The 18,981-nt window shown below is 72.0% G+C and carries 18 protein-coding genes; 5 read left to right on the top strand and 13 right to left on the bottom strand.

The window, feature by feature from the left end:
- Positions 1-40: 40 nt before the first annotated feature.
- The 12 genes from ACFO3J_RS16235 to ACFO3J_RS16290 all read right to left on the bottom strand — a co-directional run bounded on the left by ACFO3J_RS16235 (position 41) and on the right by ACFO3J_RS16290 (position 10,940).
- The gene (locus ACFO3J_RS16235; RefSeq protein ID WP_386430082.1) at positions 41-433 is read right to left on the bottom strand and encodes a YccF domain-containing protein; all 393 of its coding nucleotides are present in this window, start codon (positions 431-433) and stop codon (positions 41-43) included.
- A complete protein-coding gene (htpX, locus tag ACFO3J_RS16240) occupies positions 430-1,290 on the bottom strand; it encodes a zinc metalloprotease HtpX (RefSeq protein ID WP_386430083.1) in 861 nt (286 codons plus the stop codon). Before htpX ends, ACFO3J_RS16235 begins: the two co-directional genes overlap by 4 nt.
- Positions 1,291-1,413: 123 nt before the next feature.
- On the bottom strand, positions 1,414-3,033 hold the full coding sequence (locus ACFO3J_RS16245; protein ID WP_386430084.1) for an NADH-quinone oxidoreductase subunit N: 1,620 nt from the start codon (positions 3,031-3,033) through the stop codon (positions 1,414-1,416).
- Positions 3,033-4,598, bottom strand: a complete 1,566-nt coding sequence (locus ACFO3J_RS16250) for a complex I subunit 4 family protein (protein ID WP_386430085.1) — start codon at positions 4,596-4,598, stop codon at positions 3,033-3,035. The genes ACFO3J_RS16245 and ACFO3J_RS16250 overlap by 1 nt, the downstream gene beginning before the upstream one ends.
- Positions 4,599-4,604: 6 nt before the next feature.
- Positions 4,605-6,593, bottom strand: coding sequence for an NADH-quinone oxidoreductase subunit 5 family protein (locus tag ACFO3J_RS16255; protein ID WP_386430086.1), 1,989 nt, complete (start codon positions 6,591-6,593; stop codon positions 4,605-4,607).
- Positions 6,590-6,988, bottom strand: coding sequence for an NADH-quinone oxidoreductase subunit NuoK (nuoK, locus tag ACFO3J_RS16260; RefSeq protein ID WP_386430087.1), 399 nt, complete (start codon positions 6,986-6,988; stop codon positions 6,590-6,592). Before nuoK ends, ACFO3J_RS16255 begins: the two co-directional genes overlap by 4 nt.
- On the bottom strand, positions 6,988-7,575 hold the full coding sequence (locus tag ACFO3J_RS16265) for an NADH-quinone oxidoreductase subunit J family protein (RefSeq protein ID WP_386430088.1): 588 nt from the start codon (positions 7,573-7,575) through the stop codon (positions 6,988-6,990). Before ACFO3J_RS16265 ends, nuoK begins: the two co-directional genes overlap by 1 nt.
- Entirely contained in the window at positions 7,572-8,195 is a 624-nt protein-coding gene (locus ACFO3J_RS16270) for a NuoI/complex I 23 kDa subunit family protein (RefSeq protein ID WP_386430089.1), read from the bottom strand. Before ACFO3J_RS16270 ends, ACFO3J_RS16265 begins: the two co-directional genes overlap by 4 nt.
- Before the next feature lie 3 nt (positions 8,196-8,198).
- Positions 8,199-9,161: an NADH-quinone oxidoreductase subunit NuoH gene (gene nuoH / locus ACFO3J_RS16275; protein WP_386430090.1), complete on the bottom strand. Its 963-nt coding sequence runs from the start codon at positions 9,159-9,161 to the stop codon at positions 8,199-8,201.
- The gene (locus ACFO3J_RS16280) at positions 9,158-9,919 is read right to left on the bottom strand and encodes an NADH-quinone oxidoreductase subunit C (RefSeq protein ID WP_386430091.1); all 762 of its coding nucleotides are present in this window, start codon (positions 9,917-9,919) and stop codon (positions 9,158-9,160) included. The genes nuoH and ACFO3J_RS16280 overlap by 4 nt, the downstream gene beginning before the upstream one ends.
- Complete coding sequence (locus tag ACFO3J_RS16285; protein WP_386430092.1) at positions 9,916-10,560, bottom strand: NADH-quinone oxidoreductase subunit B; 645 nt, start codon at positions 10,558-10,560, stop codon at positions 9,916-9,918. The genes ACFO3J_RS16280 and ACFO3J_RS16285 overlap by 4 nt, the downstream gene beginning before the upstream one ends.
- Positions 10,551-10,940: an NADH-quinone oxidoreductase subunit A gene (locus tag ACFO3J_RS16290; RefSeq protein WP_386430093.1), complete on the bottom strand. Its 390-nt coding sequence runs from the start codon at positions 10,938-10,940 to the stop codon at positions 10,551-10,553. Before ACFO3J_RS16290 ends, ACFO3J_RS16285 begins: the two co-directional genes overlap by 10 nt.
- A gap of 314 nt (positions 10,941-11,254) precedes the next feature.
- Here ACFO3J_RS16290 and ACFO3J_RS16295 point away from each other — a divergent pair, with 314 nt between their 5' ends.
- Entirely contained in the window at positions 11,255-12,406 is a 1,152-nt protein-coding gene (locus tag ACFO3J_RS16295; protein ID WP_386430240.1) for a sensor histidine kinase, read from the top strand.
- Between the two features lie 124 nt (positions 12,407-12,530).
- Positions 12,531-13,856: a sensor histidine kinase gene (locus ACFO3J_RS16300; protein ID WP_386430094.1), complete on the top strand. Its 1,326-nt coding sequence runs from the start codon at positions 12,531-12,533 to the stop codon at positions 13,854-13,856.
- Between the two features lie 66 nt (positions 13,857-13,922).
- Here the strand turns inward: ACFO3J_RS16300 and ACFO3J_RS16305 are convergent, their stop codons facing one another.
- Positions 13,923-14,885 carry a quinone oxidoreductase family protein gene (locus tag ACFO3J_RS16305; protein ID WP_386430095.1) on the bottom strand — a complete coding sequence of 321 codons (963 nt, stop codon included), beginning with the start codon at positions 14,883-14,885 and terminating at the stop codon, positions 13,923-13,925.
- A 146-nt stretch (positions 14,886-15,031) separates the two neighbouring features.
- On the opposite strand from ACFO3J_RS16305, the gene ACFO3J_RS16310 reads away from it, so the two are divergent.
- From ACFO3J_RS16310 to ACFO3J_RS16320, 3 genes are all read left to right on the top strand, one after another.
- Complete coding sequence (locus tag ACFO3J_RS16310) at positions 15,032-15,691, top strand: LuxR C-terminal-related transcriptional regulator (RefSeq protein ID WP_386430096.1); 660 nt, start codon at positions 15,032-15,034, stop codon at positions 15,689-15,691.
- A 234-nt stretch (positions 15,692-15,925) separates the two neighbouring features.
- Positions 15,926-17,920 (top strand): 2-oxoacid:acceptor oxidoreductase subunit alpha, encoded by a 1,995-nt coding sequence (locus tag ACFO3J_RS16315; RefSeq protein WP_386430097.1) that lies wholly within the window; start codon positions 15,926-15,928, stop codon positions 17,918-17,920.
- A complete protein-coding gene (locus ACFO3J_RS16320; protein ID WP_386430098.1) occupies positions 17,913-18,974 on the top strand; it encodes a 2-oxoacid:ferredoxin oxidoreductase subunit beta in 1,062 nt (353 codons plus the stop codon). The genes ACFO3J_RS16315 and ACFO3J_RS16320 overlap by 8 nt, the downstream gene beginning before the upstream one ends.
- Positions 18,975-18,981 lie beyond the last annotated feature (7 nt).

The following is an 18,981-nucleotide window of genomic DNA, read 5'->3' on the forward strand; positions in this document are numbered from 1 at the left end:
GCAGTTGAAGCAAGGCTGTTGCTCAGCGGAGGAAGGACCCTCAGCGGACCGCGAACGGCTCGTCCGTCGGCACGATCTCCTTGCCCAGCGGCATCAGCGACAGCGGGATCAGCTTGAAGTTCGCGATGCCGAAGGGGATGCCGATGATCGTCAGGCACATCAGGACGCCGGTGACGATGTGGCCCAGCGCCAGCCACCAGCCGGCCAGCACCACCCAGAGCACATTGCCGATGAAGGAGCCGGTGCCCGCGTCCGGGCGGTCGACCGCCCGGTAACCGAAGGGCCAGAGCGCGTAGATCCCGATCCGGAAGGCGGCGATGCCGAACGGGATGCCGATGATGGTGATGCACAGCAGCGCGCCGGCGAAGAAGTACGCCAGGCACAGCCACAGACCGCTCAGCAGCAGCCAGATGACGTTCAGGATCGTTCTCATCGTGAACCGCCTGCCATCTCTTGAAGGCGCGAGATGCGCTCCGCCATGGGGGGGTGGGTCGAGAACAGTTTGGACACGTCGCCGGCCCGGAAGGGGTTGACGATCATCATATGGCTGGCGGTCTCCAGCTGCGGCTTGGGCTCCAGCGGCAGCTGCCTGCTGCCGGCGTCGAGCTTGTGCAGCGCGGAGGCCAGGGCCAGCGGGTCACCGGTGAGGCGGGCTCCTGAGGCGTCGGCCTCGTACTCGCGGGAGCGGGAGACGGCGAGCTGGATGAGGGAGGCGGCCAGCGGGCCGAGGATCAGCAGCATGAGCACGCCGATGATGCCGGGGCCGTCGTCGTCGTCGGAACGGCCGATCGGGATCAGCCAGGCGAAGTTCGCCAGGAAGACGATCACCGAGGCGAGCGCGCCGGCCACCGAGGAGATCAGGATGTCGCGGTTGTAGACGTGGCTCAGCTCGTGGCCCAGCACACCGCGCAGCTCGCGTTCGTCGAGTATGCCCAGGATGCCCTGGGTGCAGCAGACGGCGGCGTTGCGCGGGTTGCGGCCGGTCGCGAAGGCGTTGGGCGCGTCGGTGGGCGAGATGTAGAGCCGGGGCATGGGCTGCCGGGCGGCGGTCGACAGCTCGCGCACGATCCGGTAGAGGACGGGCGCCTCGAACTCGCTGACCGGGCGGGCGTGCATCGCGCGCAGGGCCAGCTTGTCGCTGTTCCAGTACGCGTACGCGTTGGTGCCCAGGGCGATGACGAGCGCCACGATGAGCCCGGTCCGGCCGAAGAAACTGCCGATGAGCAGGATGAGTGCCGACAGCCCGCCGAGGAGTACGGCGGTCTTCAGCCCGTTGTGCCGGCGGTGCACGGTGCGCCCTCCAAAGTGTGCGTCAGGGGGAACCTCCCCCTTCAGGAGAACCTCCTACCCAGGGCAACGCCACCTGAGCGCCCCTGGTTCCCTGCCGCGCACGCAGCGCGACCGTCCCTGTCGTTACAGCAGCGTGCCCTGGGCATAGCGCAGCACGATCTGGGGCGCCCCGGACAGCGCGATGCCCGCCACGGCGGTGAGCGCGATGGCCGCTGCCAGGCCGATGGGCGTACGGACCGGCGCCACGATCCCCGCGGGTGCGCCCGCGACGACCCGGGCCCCGCCCCCGCCGGCCGCCGCCCCGCTGCCCTCGCCGCGGGCGAACAGCAGCGCGGTCCACCGCAGGTAGTACACGAGGGCGATGACGACGTTGACCGCCATGATCACCGCGAGCCACCCGTGCCGCGCCCCGACCGCCGACGAGAAGACCGCGACCTTGGCGAACAGCCCGATCACGCCGGGCGGCAGCCCGGCCAGGCAGAGCAGGAAGAAGCCGAGCGCGAGCGCGGACAGCGGGCGGGACGCGTACAGGCCGCGGTAGTCGGTGATACGGCCGCGGGGGGCGGTACGGGTCACGAGCGCGGCCACCGCGAAGGCGCCGAGGTTCACCACGCCGTACATCAGGGCGTACGCCACGGTGGTGCCGATGGTGTGCGCCGGGTCGTCGGTGGAGGACGCGGCGGCCAGCGGGACGAGCAGATAGCCGGCCTGGCCGACGGAGGACCAGGCGAGCAGGCGTACGGCGCCGCGGTCGCTGTCCGGCCGCTGGCGTAGTGCCCCTACGTTACCGACGGTCATCGTCAGCGCGGCCAGGACACCCGTCACCGGGCCCCATACGTCCTGGTACGGCCGGAAGGCGATGACGGTGATCAGGATCAGCCCGGAGAAGCCGGCCGCCTTGCCGACCACCGACAGATAGGCGGCGACCGGCAGCGGCGCGCCCGCGTAGGTGTCGGGCACCCAGAAGTGGAAGGGGGCGGCGGCCAGCTTGAAGGCGAAGCCGACCAGGGTGAGGGCGACCCCGACCTTGGCGAGGTGGTCGAGCTGGCCGGCGGGGATGCCGCCGCCGAGGCCGGGGGGCGGGTGAGCCAGGCCCGCGGCGACCCCGGACAGGTTCAGGGTGCCGGTGGCGGCGTACACGAAGCTGATGCCGAGCAGGGAGACGGCGGTCGCGGTCACGGAGGACAGGAAGAACTTCAGCGAGGCTTCGCCGGCCAGCTTGTCACCGCGGCGCAGGGCGACCAGCGCGAAGGCGGGCAGGGTGGTGACCTCCAGCGCGACGAGGAGGGTGGCCAGGTCGCGGGAGGCGGGCAGCAGGGCGGCGCCGGCGGCCGAGGACAGCAGCAGGAACCAGTACTCACCGGACGGCGGGCCCTCGCCGCTGTCGGCGGTCTCCCCGGTCCCGGCCCTCTCGGCGGTCTCGGCGGTCTCGCTGGCGAGCGACAGCAGCGCGGTGAGCAGTGCCCCGCCGAGCACCAGCACCTGGATGACGAGCGCGAAGTGATCGGCGGCGTAGGAACAGTGTGTACCGCCGGTCTGACAGAAGGTGGCGCGGTGACCGTCCCGCAGCGGGATCAGGGTCAGGCCGGCGGCCAGGAAGCCGGCGACGGTGATCCAGCCGAGCAGGGCCTTGCGGCCTTGCGGCAGGAAGAGGTCGGCGATCAGCACCGCCACCGCCAGCGCGGCCGGGATCACCACCGGGGTCAGGGCCGTCCAGTCGACGGACTGCACGAGGGACGGCATCAATTGCCTCCGAGCAGGGAGCGTACGGCCGGGTCGGTGAGCCCGAGCAGGACGGCGGGCCACAGGCCGGCCACGACGGTGAGCGCCGCCAGCGGCGTCCAGGCGACGAATTCGTAGCCGCGTACGTCCACGAGCTGGGCTTGGGCGTGGACGCCGGCCCGGTCGCCCATGCAGACCCGGCGCACGACGGTGAGCAGATAGCCGGCGGTGAGCAGGGTGCCGAAGGCCGCGACGGCGGTGAAGACGAGGAAGGGCGCCCGGGACAGGCCGTCCGCGGGTTTGAACGCGCCGAACATCGCCAGCATCTCGCCCCAGAACCCGGCCAGGCCGGGCAGGCCGAGCGAGGCGACGGCGCCGAAGGCGATCAGGCCGCCCAGGCGCGGGGCTCGGCCGTAGAGGGCGGCGCCGGTGCGGCCGGCCAGCTGGTCGAGGTCGGTGGAGCCGTGGCGGTCCTTGACCGCGCCGACCAGGAAGAAGAGCAGGCCGGTGATCAGGCCGTGGGCGATGTTGGCGAACAGGGCGCCGTTGACCCCGGTGGGGCTCATGGAGGCGATGCCGAGCAGCACGAAGCCCATGTGGCCGACCGAGGAGTAGGCGATGAGGCGCTTCAGGTCGCCGCCGTTGCCCTGCCGGGCGAGCGCGAGGCAGGCCAGCGAGCCATAGACGATGCCGACGACGGCGAGGGCGCCGAGATACGGGGCGAAGGCGTGCATGCCCTCCGGCGCCATCGGGAGCGCGATCCGGACCAGGCCGTACGTGCCCATCTTCAGCAGTACCCCGGCCAGCAGGACCGATCCGACGGTCGGGGCGGCGGTGTGGGCGTCCGGCAGCCAGCTGTGCAGCGGCCACATCGGGGCCTTCACCGCCAGGCCGAGACCGATGGCCAGCACCGCGATGATCTGCGTGGAGTGACCGAGCGATGACCCATTGTCAGTGGCGAGTGTCACCATGTCGAATGTGCCCGCTTTCACCCCGATGAGCAGCAGGCCGAGCAGCATGATCACCGAACCGAGGACGGTGTAAACGATGAAGCGCAGCGCCGACCGCTCGCGGTCCCCGCCGCCCCAGCGGGCGATGAGGAAGTACATCGGGATGAGGACCATCTCGAAGGCCAGGAAGAACAGCATCAGGTCGAGCACGGAGAAGGTGGCCAGCGTGCCCGATTCCAGCAGCAGGAGCAGGGCGACGAAGGCCTTGGGGCTGGGGCCCGCAGGCATCCGGAAGTAGGAGTAGAGCGCGCACAGGAAGGTCAGCAGCGCGCTCAGTACGAGAAGGGGGAGCGAGATGCCGTCGATGCCGAGGTGGAGGTGGATCCGCAGCGCGGGGATCCAGTTGAGGTCGGTGGTGGCCTGCATCTTCGCCGGGTGGTCGTGGTCGAAGCCGGCCGCGAGCGCGATCGCGAGGATCAGTACGGCGCCGGTGACGGTCACTCCGTGGCGGAGTACGGCCTGGTCGGGGTCGCGCCCGCGCAGGCCGGGAGGGGGCGGCAGCAGGGCGCCGACCGCGCCGAGCAGCGGCAGCACCACGATCGCCGCCAGGATGTACTGGAGTGCGGTGTCGTTCACGGGATCTCACGCTCCGACGGCGACGAGGACGGCGAGTACGACCGCACCGGCCAGCAGCGCGCTGAGGTAGGTCTGGACGTTTCCGGTCTGGGCCTTGCGGACGGCCGCGCCGAGCAGCCGCGGCACTCCGGCCACGCCGCGCACCGAGTTCTCCACGACCTCGCGGTCCAGCAGCCGGACCAGCTCGGCGGCGGCCAGCACCGGGCGGACGAACAGCGCGCCGTAGAGGGCGTCGAGGTGGAAGCCGCGGGCGGCGTGCCGGTGCAGTGGGCCGAGCAGCAGCCGGCCGGGGTCGCCCGGGTCGTCGGCGTCGGCGATGTCGCCGTAGACGGCCTGGTGGCTGGCCATGGCCTCGATCTCGACGAGTTCGGGTTCGGCTCCGGCGGGTTCGGCGGAGACCGCGCCCATGGGGACGGCCCGGCGGGTGGCGGTGGCCGCCTTCCAGGCGCCGTAGGTGATCAGCACGCCCACCAGGGCGAGTCCGCCACCGAGTACGGAGGTGATGAGGGTCGGCGCGAGCGGCGCGTGGCCGAACCAGTCGGGGAGCCGGCGGTAGGCGAGGCCGCCGAAGGCGATGGTGGGGACGGCCAGCACCCACAGCACGGCGGTCATCGCGGCGGGCTGCCGGCCGTGGTCGGCGACCTCGGGGCCGCTGCCGCGGAAGGCGAGCAGGAACAGGCGGGCGGCGTAGGCCGCGGTGAGGAGGGCGGCGGCCAGACCGGACACGAGGACGGTCCAGCCGACACCGGGCGGGATGTGGGCGGCGTGCCCGGCCGAGGCGTGCTCGGCGGCGCGCAGCACGGACTCCTTGGAGAAGAAGCCGGACAGCGGGGGGAGGGCGGCCAGCGCGGCCAGCGCGATGCCCATCGTCCACATGGCGTCGGGCGCGCGCTTGCCGAGCGAGCCCATGCGGGACATGGCGGTCAGTGAGTTGGTGCCCGAGGCGTGGATGACGACGCCGGCGCCCAGGAAGAGCAGTGCCTTGAAGGCGCCGTGGGACAGGAGGTGGAAGACGGCGGCGTCGCGGTTGCCGACAGCCAGCGCGCCGGCCATGTAGCCGAGTTGGCCGATGGTGGAGTACGCCAGCACCCGCTTGATGTCGTCCTGCGCGAGGGCGGCCAGCGCCGAGCCGATCATGGTGACGGCGGCCATCGCGGCGAGGACGGTGAGGGCGGCGGCGGACGCGGTGAACACCGGCAGCAGCCTGGCCACCAGGTAGATGCCGGCCGCGACCATCGTGGCGGCGTGGATCAGCGCGGAGACCGGGGTGGGGCCGGCCATCGCGTCCGGCAGCCAGCTGTGCAGCGGGAACTGCGCGGACTTGCCGGCCACTCCGGCGAGCAGCAGCAGGGCGATGAGGGTGGGGTGGTGGAGTCGGCCGTGTCCGGCGGCGGTGAGGATGCCGCTGATCCGGAAGGTGTGGGCGTCGGCGGCGAGGGCGAACACACCGATCAGGAAGGGGACGTCGCCGAGCTTGGTGACCAGGAACGCCTTGATGGAGGCCGCCCGGGCGACCTCGTTCTCCCACTCGTGCCCGACCAGGAAGTAGGAGCAGATGCCCATCACCTCCCAGCCGACCAGCAGCACCATCAGGTCGCCGGAGTAGACCACCAGGAACATCGCGGCGGTGAACAGGGAGACCAGCGCCGCGTAGGACGGATAGCGGGGGTCGTGGCGCAGATAGGAGAGCGAGTAGAGCTGCACACAGGTGGCGACGAGGCCGACGAGGACGGCGATCAGGACCGAGAAGCCGTCCAGGTGCAGGGCGAGGTCGATGGGCACCGAGCCGGTGGGGGTGAGCCGGTGGGCGGCGTCGGTGGGCGCTCCGGTGCCCTGCCGGGCGGCGACGATCGCGGCCAGCGCGAAGGCGGTGGCGGTGGGCAGGACGGCCAGCGGTCGTACGAAGCCGGGTGCGCGCCGGCCGAGCAGCAGGCCGGCCGCCGCGCCCAGGAACGGCAGGAGGGGTACGAGCACGGCCAGGGCGGTCAGGGTCACGCGGTGGCCTCTGCCTTCTCGTCGTCGGCCGCCGGGCGGGGCACGCGGGCGGTCCCGGCCGGGGCTTCGGGTGCGCCGCCGGACTCCCCGGGGTCGGCCAGGCCGGTGAGGCGGTCGATGTCGGAGCTGCCGCGGTTGCGGTACACGAGCAGCACGATCGCCAGGCCGAGCCCGATCTCGGCGGCGGCGATGGTGATGGTGAACAAGGTGAGCGCCTGGCCGGCGTGCAGGCTGTCGCGCAGCCAGACGTCGAAGGCCACCAGGTTGAGGTTGACGGCGTTGAGCATCAGCTCGACGGACATCAGGACGAGGATCGCGTTGCGGCGGGCGAGGACGCCGTAGACGCCGACGCAGAACAGGAGGGCGGCGAGGACGGCGGGGTAGGCGAGGTGCATCAGTTCTCCTTGCCGGTGCCGGGACCCGTCGTGGCCGCGGACCTGGTGTCGTCGCGGCGCGAGAGGACGATCGCGCCGACCAGGGCGGCCAGCAGCAGCACCGACAGGGCCTCGAAGGGCAGCACCCAGTGCCGGAAGAGGCTCTCGCCGGTGACGCGGGAGGAGCCCTGGACCACGCCGTGCAGATCGATCCAGGTGGACCGGAAGGCGTCCACGACCACCCACACCAAGGTGGCCGCGGCGACGACCGCCACCGCGAGGGCGACCGGGCGGTTCTCCGAATTCGCGTCCGGCGAGCGGCCGATGGGCGCCTTGGTCAGCATCAGGCCGAACAGCAGCAGGACGACGACCGAGCCGACGTAGATCAGCACCTGCACCCACGCGATGAACTCGGCGGTGAGCAGCAGGTATTCGACCGCCAGGCCGCCGAGCGCGACGACCAGCCACAGGGCGGCGTGCACCAGTTGGCGGGTGGTGACGGTCAGGATCGCGGCGCCGAGGATGGCGAGGCCGATCAGCACGAAGGTGATCTCGACCCCGGTCGGGGAGAGGAAGCCGGGATGGTGGGCGGCGGCACCGAGGTTCATGCCTGGCCCTCCCCCGGCCCGCCGGACTCCCCCGGCCCACCCGGGCCGCCCGGGCCGCCCGGCTCAGCGGACTCCCCCGGCTCGGCCGGCGCCTCCGCGCGGGCCGCCAGCGTCTTCTGGGCGGACTTGCGGGCCGCCGCGATCTCCTTGGGCTCCTCCGCCGCCGGGTCGAGCGCCGGCGGGGCGGGCACCGTCCACATCCAGTCGCGCAGCTTGTCGCGTTCGTGGGTCAGGTCGAGGATGTCGGTCTCGGCGTACTCGAACTCCGGTGACCAGAAGAGCGCGTCGAAGGGGCACACCTCGATGCAGATACCGCAGTACATGCACAGCGAGAAGTCGATCGCGAAGCGGTCCAGCACATTGCGGCTGCGCTCGCGCCCGCCGGCAGCGGCGGCCGGCACGGTCTCCTTGTGGGAGTCGATGTAAATGCACCAGTCGGGGCACTCGCGGGCACACAGCATGCAGACCGTGCAGTTCTCCTCGAACAGCGCGATCACCCCGCGGGTACGCGGCGCGAGGTCGGGCTGCGCCTGCGGGTACTGCGCGGTGACGGAACGCTTCGTCATCGTGCGCAGCGTGACGGCCAGGCCCTTGGCCAGACCGGATCCGGGGATGGCCATGGCTTAGGAGATCACCACCTTGACGACGCCGGTCAGGGCGATCTGGGCGAGGGAGATCGGGATGAGCACGGTCCAGGCGAGTTTCATCAACTGGTCCTCACGCAGCCGCGGATAGCTGACCCGCAGCCAGATCACCACGAAGGCGAGCGCGGCGGCCTTCAGCAGCGTCCACAGCCAGCCGACGCTGCCGGACCACGGTCCGTGCCAGCCGCCGAGGAAGAGCACGGTGGTCAGCCCGCACAGCACCACGATCCCGGCGTATTCGGAGAGCAGGAAGAGCGCGAAGCGCAGCCCGGTGTACTCGGTGTAGGCGCCGAAGATGATCTCGGAGTCGGCCACCGGCATGTCGAACGGCGGGCGTTGGAGCTCGGCGAGCCCGGCGGTGAAGAAGACCAGGGCGCCCATCAGCTGCCACAGCGTCCACCACCAGTGGTATTCGCGGACGATCCCGGGCAGCGAGAGCGTGCCGGCCGCCATCGCCACCGAGGCGGCGGCGAGCAGCATCGGCAGTTCGTACGCCATCAGTTGGGCCGCGGTGCGCAGTCCGCCGAGCAGCGAGAACTTGTTGGCCGACGCCCAGCCGGCCATCAGCGAGCCGAGGACGCCGACGCCCATCACGGCCAGCACGAAGATCAGTCCGGCGTCCAGCGCCTCGCCGACGAAGCCGTGCGGGCCGACCGGGATGGCGATCAGTACCAGCAGATACGGCAGCAGGGCGACGGCGGGCGCGAGTTGGAAGATCCGGCGGTCGGCGTCCGCCGGGACGATGTCCTCCTTCTGGGCGAACTTCACCCCGTCCGCGACGAGTTGGGCCCAGCCGTGGAAGCCGCCGGCGTACATCGGCCCGAGCCGGCCCTGCATGTGGGCCATCACCTTGTGCTCGGCCTGCCCCACCAGCAGCGGCAGCACCAGGAACGCGACGAGGACGGCGACCAGCCGCAGCAGGATGTCGAAGGTGTCGCTCACGGGGTGTCGCCTCCCTCGGCGGGCGATTCGGGCGGTCCGGCCGATTCGGACGGTCCGGCCGGTTCGGACGGGTCGGTGGTCTTCTCCCAGGGCGCGTCGGCGGTGGTCCCGCGCGGGGCGCGGGCCGGGCGGGCGGGCCGCTCCGTCCGGTCCGGGCGGGCGGCTCGGGACGGGCGGGCCGGCGCCGGTGCCAACTGGCCCTTGAGCGGCCCCCATTCATTGGGGCCGGGCACGCCCGGCGGCAGCATCTGGCGCCGCTTGGGGCCGCCGTCGTGCGACTCGCCCGGCTCCTTCGCGCCCGGCCACGCCTTGGCGACCCGGGCGGCCAGCACGAAGTCCTTCCGCAGCGGATGGCCCTCGAACTCGTCGGGCAGCAGCAGCGGCGCCAAGTGCGGGTGGCCGGTGAAGCCGACGCCGAACATCTCGTACGTCTCCCGCTCGTGCCAGGCCGCGCCCGCGAACACCCCGGTGGCGGTGGGCAGTTCGGCGGCGTCGTATGGCACCGTGGTCCGCAGCAGCAGCCGGCGCGGCCCGCCGTCCAGCCGCGCCACATGGGCGCACACCTGGAAGCCGGTGCCGGGTTCGTCGACCGCGCTCAGCCAGTCGAAGAAGGTGCAGCCCAGCTCGTCGCGGGCGGTGGTCAGCGCCGCGATCCAGGAAGCCGGCGGCACATCGACGGTCAGCAGGTCGTACGCCTCCAGCGCGACCGCGCCCGTACCGAAGAGCGTCTCCGCCTCGTCCGGCAGCCATCCGGTCACGGCCGGGCCTCCGGCGGCGGGACGAGTCCGCTGGTCAGCGCGGCGGCGGACGGACGGCCCGCGGCGGCCCCGGTACCGGCCGGCGCGGTGGCGTAGCGCTCCCCCAGCGACTCCCTGGCGATCTTCTCCTGGAGCTTGAGGATGCCCTGGAGCAGTGCCTCGGGGCGCGGCGGGCAGCCGGGGACGTAGACGTCGACCGGGATGATCTGGTCGACGCCCTTGGTCACCGAGTACGAGTCCCAGTAGGGGCCGCCGCAGTTGGAGCAGGCGCCGAAGGAGATGACGTACTTCGGCTCGGGCATCTGCTCGTAGAGGCGCTTGACGGCGGGCGCCATCTTGTCGGTGACGGTGCCGGAGACCACCATCAGGTCGGCCTGCCGGGGTCCGGGGGCGAAGGGGATCACGCCGAGCCGGATGAAGTCGTGCCGGGACATGGACGCGGCGATGAACTCGATGGCGCAGCACGCCAGTCCGAAGTTGAAGACCCACAGGCTGTAGCGGCGGCCCCAGTTGAGGACCACCTTCATCGGCTCCGGCGCCAGCCTGGCCAGCGGACCCAGCCGGCGTGGCTCGGGCAGCAGTTGGGAGCCGCCGGCATCGGAGCCGGCGCCCTGGCCGGTCCCCGCGGTGGTCAGGTCCATTCGAGTACGCCCTTCTTCCAGGCGTAGAGCAGTCCGACCGCCAGGAATCCGATGAAGACGAACATCTCCACCAGCGTGGTGCCGCCGAAGCCCGGCGCGGCGAAGATCGTGGCCCACGGGAAGAGATAGATCGCGTCGACGGCGAAGATCACATAGAGGAAGGAGTACACGTAGTAGCGGACCTGGGTGTGCGCCCAGCCCTCGCCGACCGGGTCGACCCCGCACTCGTAGGTGAGCATCTTCTCCCGCGTCGGCACGACGGGCCGCAGCAGCCGGCCGGCCGCGAAGGCGACCGTTACGAAGAGCACACCGACGACCGCGACCAGGCCGACGACCGAGTAGCCGTGGAAGTAGTCCACGTCCGTCCGCCCCTCATTCATCGTTGACCGGTGGTGTCCAGCGACCCGGGAGGATCTTTAGACGATTTATACGGAGGGAGTCTAGGCCCTGGCTTCACCCACGCATCCCCTGTCCCCTCCCTGTTCGCGGACCCGCGGGCATACCGGGGGATAACCCCACCCCACCCCGACAGCCCACCCCATGGCGGACCCCGCCCCGGGCCCGGCAGGCTGGGAGGATGAACACCACGCCCGCGCCCGGCTCCCCCGGCTCCCCCGGCTCGACCGGTTCCCCAGGCTCCCCCGGCTCCCCCGTCACCGCGGCGCCCGAACCGCTGCCGCCCGCCCGGTTCGCGATGTTCAGCGCGGTGACCTGGAAGGAGATCGCCCATCTGCTGCTGAATCTGGTCGAGGCGATCGTCGGCTTCGTCTACGTCGTGACCACGGTGAGCCTGGGAGCGGGCCTGTCGGTGACCGTGATCGGCCTGCCGCTGCTGGCGCTGGGGCTGATGGGCTGCCGCGGGCTGGGCCGCCTGGAGCGGCGGCGGGCCCGGGCGCTGCTAGGGGTCCAGGTGGACGATCCGCGCCCGCCGCGGCCGGTCGGACCGGGCTTCCTGCCGTGGCTGTGGGCGGGGGTGAAGGACCCGGTGGCCTGGCGGCACGCGCTGTACTTCGCGATCCGGCTGCCGTGGGGAATCGTGACCTTCACGGTGACTTTGGTCTCGCTGTTCGTGCTGTGGCCGGTGCTGCCGTATCTGTCCCGGGGCATGGCGAACGTGGACCGGTCGATGGTGCGCGGCCTGCTCCAGCCGTCCGACGAGCTGGAACTGCGGATCGCGGAGCTGGAGTCGGACCGCGGGGTGGTGGTGGACACCGCCGCCGCCGACCTGCGCCGGATCGAGCGCGATCTGCACGACGGCGCGCAGGCCCGGCTGGTGGCCCTCGCAATGGATCTCGGGCTGGCCAGGGAGAAGCTGCTGGAGGACCCGGAGGCGGCGGCCAGGATGGTCGGCGAGGCGCACGGCGAGGTGAAGGTCGCCCTCCAGGAGCTGCGCGACCTGGCCCGGGGCATCCATCCGGCGATCCTCACCGACCGGGGCCTGGACGCGGCCCTGTCGTCGGTGGCCGCGCGCTGCACGGTGCCGGTCGCGGTGACCGTGGAGCTGCCGGCCCGGCCGGCCGAGGCGATCGAGGGGATCGCCTACTTCACCGTCTCCGAGCTGCTGCAGAACGTCAGCAAGCACAGCGGGGCCCGGCGGGCCTCGGTGGACGTCTGGCGGGCCGGGGACCGGCTGATGATCCAGGTGGAGGACGACGGCCGGGGCGGCGCGGACCTCGCCACGGGGTCTGGGCTGGCGGGGCTGGCGGAGCGGCTGGACTCGGTGGACGGGCTGTTCGTGGTCAGCTCCCCGGTCGGTGGCCCGACCACGGTGACGGCCGAACTCCCCTGGCGCGACCGGGACTTCCGCAAGGCCGACCCCGTGAAGCAGAGGCAGAGGCGGCGGTAGAGGTAGGGGTAACCCCACCCCAGGGACGCCGATCCGCACCATGGGATCCCCCGCGCCGGGGCGCCACGCTGTCGGTAGGACGAGCGGTGCGGAGACGAGCAGTGCGGAAAGGACGGTCCCGACCATGGCGTACGGCATTCCGATCGAGGAGCGCGCGCACCGGCTGCCGACGGCGCTGCGTGCGCCGTTCCAGGCGCGCACCTGGCGCGAGTTGGCCTATCTGCTGCTGAATCTGCCGATGGGCATCGCCGGCTTCGTATGGACGGTGACGACGCTGTCGCTCGGCGCCGGGCTGCTGATCACCTTCGTCGGGCTGCCGGTGCTGGTGCTCGCGCTCGGCGGCTGCCGGGCGGTCGGCTCCGTGGAGCGGTCCAGGGCCCGGGCGCTGCTGTGGCTGGAGATCGAGGACCCGGCCCCGGTCCGCGGCGGCGGTGGCCGGGGACCGCTCGCCCGGCTGGGCGGCCAGCTCGGCAGCGGCGTCAACTGGCGGCACGCCGTCTACTGCCTGCTGCACTTCCCGTGGGGCGTCTTCAGCTTCAGCGTGGCGGTGAGCTTCTTCACCTACGGCTGGGGTCTGCTGACCTACCCGCTGTGGCGGTGGGTCTTCCCGGTCTACGCCGGGCAGCCGGGCCTGCAGATCTACGGAAGCGGCAGCGGCGCCGACCGGCACGGCTGGTGGCTGCACACCCCGCAGGACATGGCGCTGTCCGTCGTGGTCGGCGCGCTGCTGGTGCTGGCGCTGCCCTGGGTCGTACGCGGCATGGCGCAGGTGGACCGGCTGCTGGTCTCCGGGCTGCTGGGCCCGTCGCCGCTGGACACCCGGGTCACCGAGCTGGAGTCGGACCGCGGGGTGGTGGTGGACACCGCCGCCGCCAACCTGCGCCGGATCGAGCGCGATCTGCACGACGGCGCGCAGGCCCGGCTGGTGGCCCTCGCGATGGACCTCGGCATGGCGAAGGAGAAGCTGCTGGAGGACCCGGAGGTGGGCGCGGCGATGGTGGAGGAGGCGCACGGCGAGGTGAAGATCGCGCTCCAGGAGCTGCGCGACCTGGCCCGGGGCATCCATCCGGCGATCCTCACCGACCGGGGCCTGGACGCGGCCCTGTCCGCGGTGGCGGCACGCTGCACCGTACCGGTGTCGGTGACCGTCGAGCTGCCGGCCCGGCCGGTGCCGGCCATCGAGGGGATCGCCTACTTCACCGTCTCCGAGCTGCTGCAGAACATCAGCAAGCACAGTGGCGCTTCGCGCGCGGCGGTGGACGTGTGGCGGGTGGAGGACCGCATGATGCTGCATGTCTCCGACAACGGCCGGGGCGGCGCGTCGCTGGCGGCGGGTTCCGGCCTGGCGGGCCTGGCCGAACGCCTCGACTCGGTCGACGGCGTCCTCGTCCTGGACTCCCCGCTGGGCGGCCCCACCCGCGTCTCGGCGGAACTCCCCTGGCGCGCGTAGGGCCCCGCGGGCCCCGCCCCCGGGTGCGGGCGGGCCGACGCGCCGCGCGGGCCCGCCGCCCCGGCGCTACTCCTGGTCGACGCGCAGCAGCGTCTTTCCGATGTTGAGGCCCGCCTGGAGCGTCTCGTGTGCCTCGGCGGCGGCGGCGAGGGGGAGTTCCGTGGTGATGTCGAGGCGGATCGCTCCGGAGGCCAGCAGGGACAGGGCGGACAGGGCGTGCGAGCGGACCAGGGAGGGGGCGCGGCAGGCGAGGTCGGCGATGTCGTAGCCGGTCAGGGAGCGGTTGTGGGCGCGGAAGGAGAGGACGGGCAGGCTCAGATCGGGTCGGCGGGCGGCCTCGCCGTAGACCGCGAGGCGGCCGAAGGGGGCCAGCACGGACAGACTGGCCTGCCGGACCGGCCCGCCGATCGGGTCGAGGACGACATCGACCTCGGAGACATGGGCGGCGAAGCCGTCCCGCAGATGGACCGCGTCGTAGCCGAAGCGCTTGGCGTAGTCGGCCTTGGCGGCCGAGCTGATCGTGCCGTGCACGGCGGCGGCGCCCAGCGCGCGGGCGATCTGGGCGGCCACCGAGCCGACCCCGCCGGCCGCCGCGTGGATGAGGACGGTGTCACCGGGGGTCAGCCGGGCCGCCCCGGCGAGTACGCCGTAGGCGGTGGTCAGGGTGAGCGCCGCGCCGCCGCCGTCGCGTACGGAGATCCCGTCCAGCGGGTAGGCGAAGGCGGCGGGCGCGACCGCGTACTGCGCGTAGCCGCCGCCGTCCGGCAGATACGCGGCCACCGGATCGCCGTGGGTCAGGCCGGTGACGCCCGGTCCGATCCCGGCCACCTCGCCGGAGACCTCCAGTCCCGGCACCTCGATACCGTCCACCGCGCCGAGGTCGCCGAGCCGGTGCTGCATCTCACCGTGGTTCACGCCGGCGTAGGCGACGCGGATCAGGATCTGGCCGGGCCCCGGCTCCGGCACCGCGAGCTCCACCGGCCGCAGCACCTCGGGGCCGCCGTTGACGTCGAAACCGACCGCGCGCACACGTTCTCCTCTTCCCCGGGGCGCCCACCTCGACCGGCGGGCGCAACCTTGCCCACCGGCACCGTATTCCCCATTCCCCCGCCGATGCTGGAATGCTGGGGAGGACGAACAGCGAAATCGGGGGCTGCGGAACGGTGGAGGACAGCGTGCGGGTGGTCATCGCCGAGGACTCGGTACTGCTTCGGGACGGCCTGACCCGGCTGCTGACCGACCGGGGCCACGACGTGGTGGCCGGGGTGGGCGACGCGGTGGGCCTGCTGAAGGCGGTCGACGAGCTGGCGGCCCAGGGGGCACCGCCGGACGTGGTGGTGGCCGATGTGCGGATGCCGCCGACGCACACCGACGAGGGCGTGCGCGCGGCCGTACAGCTGCGGCGCGACCATCCGGCGGTCGGCGTGCTCGTGCTGTCGCAGTACGTGGAGGAGCAGTACGCCACCGAGCTGCTGGCCGGCTCCAGCCGCGGCGTCGGCTATCTGCTCAAGGACCGGGTGGCCGATGTCCGGGAGTTCGTGGACGCGGTGGTGCGGGTCGCCCAGGGCGGCACCGCGCTGGACCCCGAGGTCGTCGCCCAGCTGCTGGGCCGCAGCCGCAAGCAGGACGTGCTGGCCGGGCTGACCCCGCGCGAGCGCGAGGTGCTGGGGCTGATGGCGGAGGGCCGGACGAACTCGGCGGTGGCCAAGCAGCTGGTGGTCAGCGACGGCGCGGTCGAGAAGCACGTGAGCAACATCTTCCTGAAGCTGGGCCTGGCCCCGAGTGACGGGGATCACCGCCGTGTGCTGGCGGTACTGACGTACCTGAACTCGTAGCGCGGCCGACGGCTCGTCCCTCGTCCCGTCCCACGTCCCGTCCCGCTGCTGTCCCGCTGCCGCCGGCGGGCCGTCCGCGCAGGTCGGCGGCCTGCTCCGGGGGACCTCGCGGCGGGTCCGGAGGCGGGGCTTCCGCACGGCCACGGACATCCACATTCCGGGACGTACGGGGAAGGCCACCCTTACCGACGTACCATGACCGGTGAGTCGCCGCCCCGAGGGAGGTCCGTTTCCGTGACCAGCCAGGTCAGCAGCCCCACCAGCGCGGACGCAGGTCAGCCGCCTGTCACCGCAGACGTTCAGGGCGAACAGCGCAATCCGGCCAAGGAGACGAAACGGCTCGACCGGGTGATCATCCGGTTCGCCGGTGACTCCGGTGACGGGATGCAGTTGACCGGGGACCGCTTCACCTCGGAGACCGCGTCGTTCGGCAACGATCTGTCCACCCTCCCGAACTTCCCGGCCGAGATCCGCGCACCCGCGGGGACCCTGCCCGGGGTGTCGTCCTTCCAGCTGCACTTCGCCGACCACGACATCCTCACGCCCGGCGACGCCCCGGACGTGCTGGTGGCGATGAATCCGGCGGCGCTGAAGGCGAATCTCGGGGACATGCCCCGGGGCGCGGAGATCATCGTCAACACCGACGAGTTCACCAAGCGCGCCATGGCGAAGGTGGGCTGGTCGGCCAGTCCCCTGGAGGACGGGGCGCTGGCCGCGTACGCGGTGCACCCGGTGCCGCTGACGACGCTGACGGTGGAGGCGCTCAAGGACTCCGGGCTGGCCCGCAAGGACGCCGAGCGGGCGAAGAACATGTTCGCGCTCGGCCTGCTGTCCTGGATGTACCACCGGCCCACGGACGGCACCGAGGCCTTCCTGCGCAAGAAGTTCGCCAAGAAGCCGGACATCGCCGAGGCGAACATCATCGCCTTCCGGGCCGGCTGGAACTTCGGCGAGACCACCGAGGACTTCGCGGTCTCCTACGAGGTACGGCCGGCCTCGTCCGCCTTCCCGGCCGGCCGCTACCGGAACATCTCGGGGAATCTGGCCCTGTCCTACGGCCTGATCGCCGCGGCCACCCAGAGCGAGCTGCCGCTGTTCCTGGGCTCCTACCCGATCACCCCGGCCTCCGACATCCTGCACGAACTGTCGAAGCACAAGAACTTCGGCGTCCGCACCTTCCAGGCTGAGGACGAGATCGCCGCGATCGGCGCCGCCCTGGGAGCCGCCTTCGGCGGCTCGCTGGCGGTGACGACCACCTCGGGACCCGGGCTGGCGCTGAAGTCGGAGACGATCGGTCTGGCGGTCAGCCTGGAGCTGCCGCTGCTGATCGTGGACATCCAGCGCGGCGGGCCGTCCACCGGTCTGCCGACGAAGACCGAGCAGGCCGACCTGCTCCAGGCGATGTACGGGCGCAACGGCGAGTCGCCGGTGCCGGTCGTCGCGCCGGCCACCGCCGCCGACTGCTTCACCGTCGCGCTGGAGGCGGCCCGGATCGCGGTGACCTACCGCACCCCGGTGCTGCTGCTGTCGGACGGCTATCTGGCGAACGGCTCCGAGCCGTGGCGGATCCCGGACACCTCGGAGCTGCCGGACCTGCGGGTGAGTTTCGCCTCAGGTCCCAACCACACCGCCGAGGACGGCACCGAGTCCTTCTGGCCCTATCTGCGCGACCCGCAGACGCTGGCGCGGCCGTGGGCGGTGCCGGGCACCGCGGGTCTCGAACACCGGATCGGCGGGATCGAGAAGCAGGACGGCACCGGCAACATCAGCTACGACCCGGCCAACCACGACTTCATGGTCCGCACCCGGCAGGCCAAGATCGACGGCATCGAGGTGCCGGACCTGGCGGTGGACGACCCGGACGGATCGGCCGGCACCCTGGTGCTGGGCTGGGGTTCGACCTACGGCCCGATCGCCGCGGCCGTACGGCGGATCAGGGGCGAGGGCGGCAAGGTCGCGCAGGCGCACCTGCGGCATCTGAACCCCTTCCCCGCCAACCTCGGCACCGTGCTGGCGGCCTACGACCGGGTGATCGTGCCGGAGATGAACCTCGGGCAACTCGCCCAATTGCTGCGGGCCAGATATCTGGTGGACGCTGTCTCGTACAACCAGGTCACCGGACTGCCGTTCAAGGCCGAGCAGTTGGCCACGGCCATCACCGAACTGAGCGCGGGCGTCGGCGAAGACGTCCCTGGTGTGGGAGGGGTTGAGGATCGTGGGGATGTCTGAGGCGCTCGCTCTGGTGCCGAAAGCGACGGCCCAGCAGAGCATGAAGGACTTCAAGTCCGACCAGGAGGTGCGCTGGTGTCCGGGCTGCGGGGACTACGCGGTGCTCGCCGCCGTCCAGTCCTTCATGCCCGAGCTCGGACTGGCCCGGGAGAACGTGGTGTTCGTCTCGGGGATCGGCTGCTCCAGCCGCTTCCCGTACTACATGAACACCTACGGCATGCACTCCATCCACGGCCGCGCCCCGGCGATCGCCACCGGACTCGCCGCGTCGCGGCGGGACTTGAGCGTGTGGGTGGTCACCGGCGACGGTGACGCGCTGTCCATCGGCGGCAACCACCTGATCCACGCGCTGCGCCGCAACGTCAACTTGAAGATCCTGCTGTTCAACAACCGGATCTACGGGCTGACCAAGGGTCAGTACAGCCCCACGTCCGAGATCGGCAAGATCACCAAGTCCACGCCGATGGGCTCGCTGGACGCGCCCTTCAACCCGATCTCGCTGGCGCTGGGCGCGGAGGCGTCCTTCGTGGCCCGCACCATCGACTCGGACCGCAAGCACCTGCAGAGCGTGCTGCGGGCCGCGGCGGCCCACGAGGGCACCGCGCTGGTGGAGATCTACCAGAACTGCAACATCTTCAACGACGGCGCCTTCGACACCCTGAAGGACAAGGACACCGCGCTGGAGGCGCTGATCCGGCTGGAGCACGGGCAGCCGATCCGCTTCGGCGCGCCGGCCGACGACGGGCTGGGCGGCAAGGGCGTCGTCCGCGACCCGGCCACCGGCGATCTGGTGGTCGTCGACATCGCGACCGAGGGCACCGACGGTGTCCTCGTCCACGACGCGCACGCCGCCAGCCCGACCAACGCCTTCGCCCTGTCCCGGCTCGCCGACGCCGACACGCTCCACCACACGCCGATCGGCGTGCTGCGGGACGTGGCGCGGCCGGTCTACGACACGGACATGGCCGAGCAGCTGGAGCAGGCCGCGGCGCGGCAGGGCAAGGGCGACCTGGGGTCGCTGCTGGCCGGCAGCGACACCTGGACGGTGGACTGAGCCGCAG

The sequence above is a fragment of the Streptomyces polygonati genome (genome assembly GCF_042650325.1).
Taxonomy (GTDB): domain Bacteria; phylum Actinomycetota; class Actinomycetes; order Streptomycetales; family Streptomycetaceae; genus Actinacidiphila; species Actinacidiphila polygonati.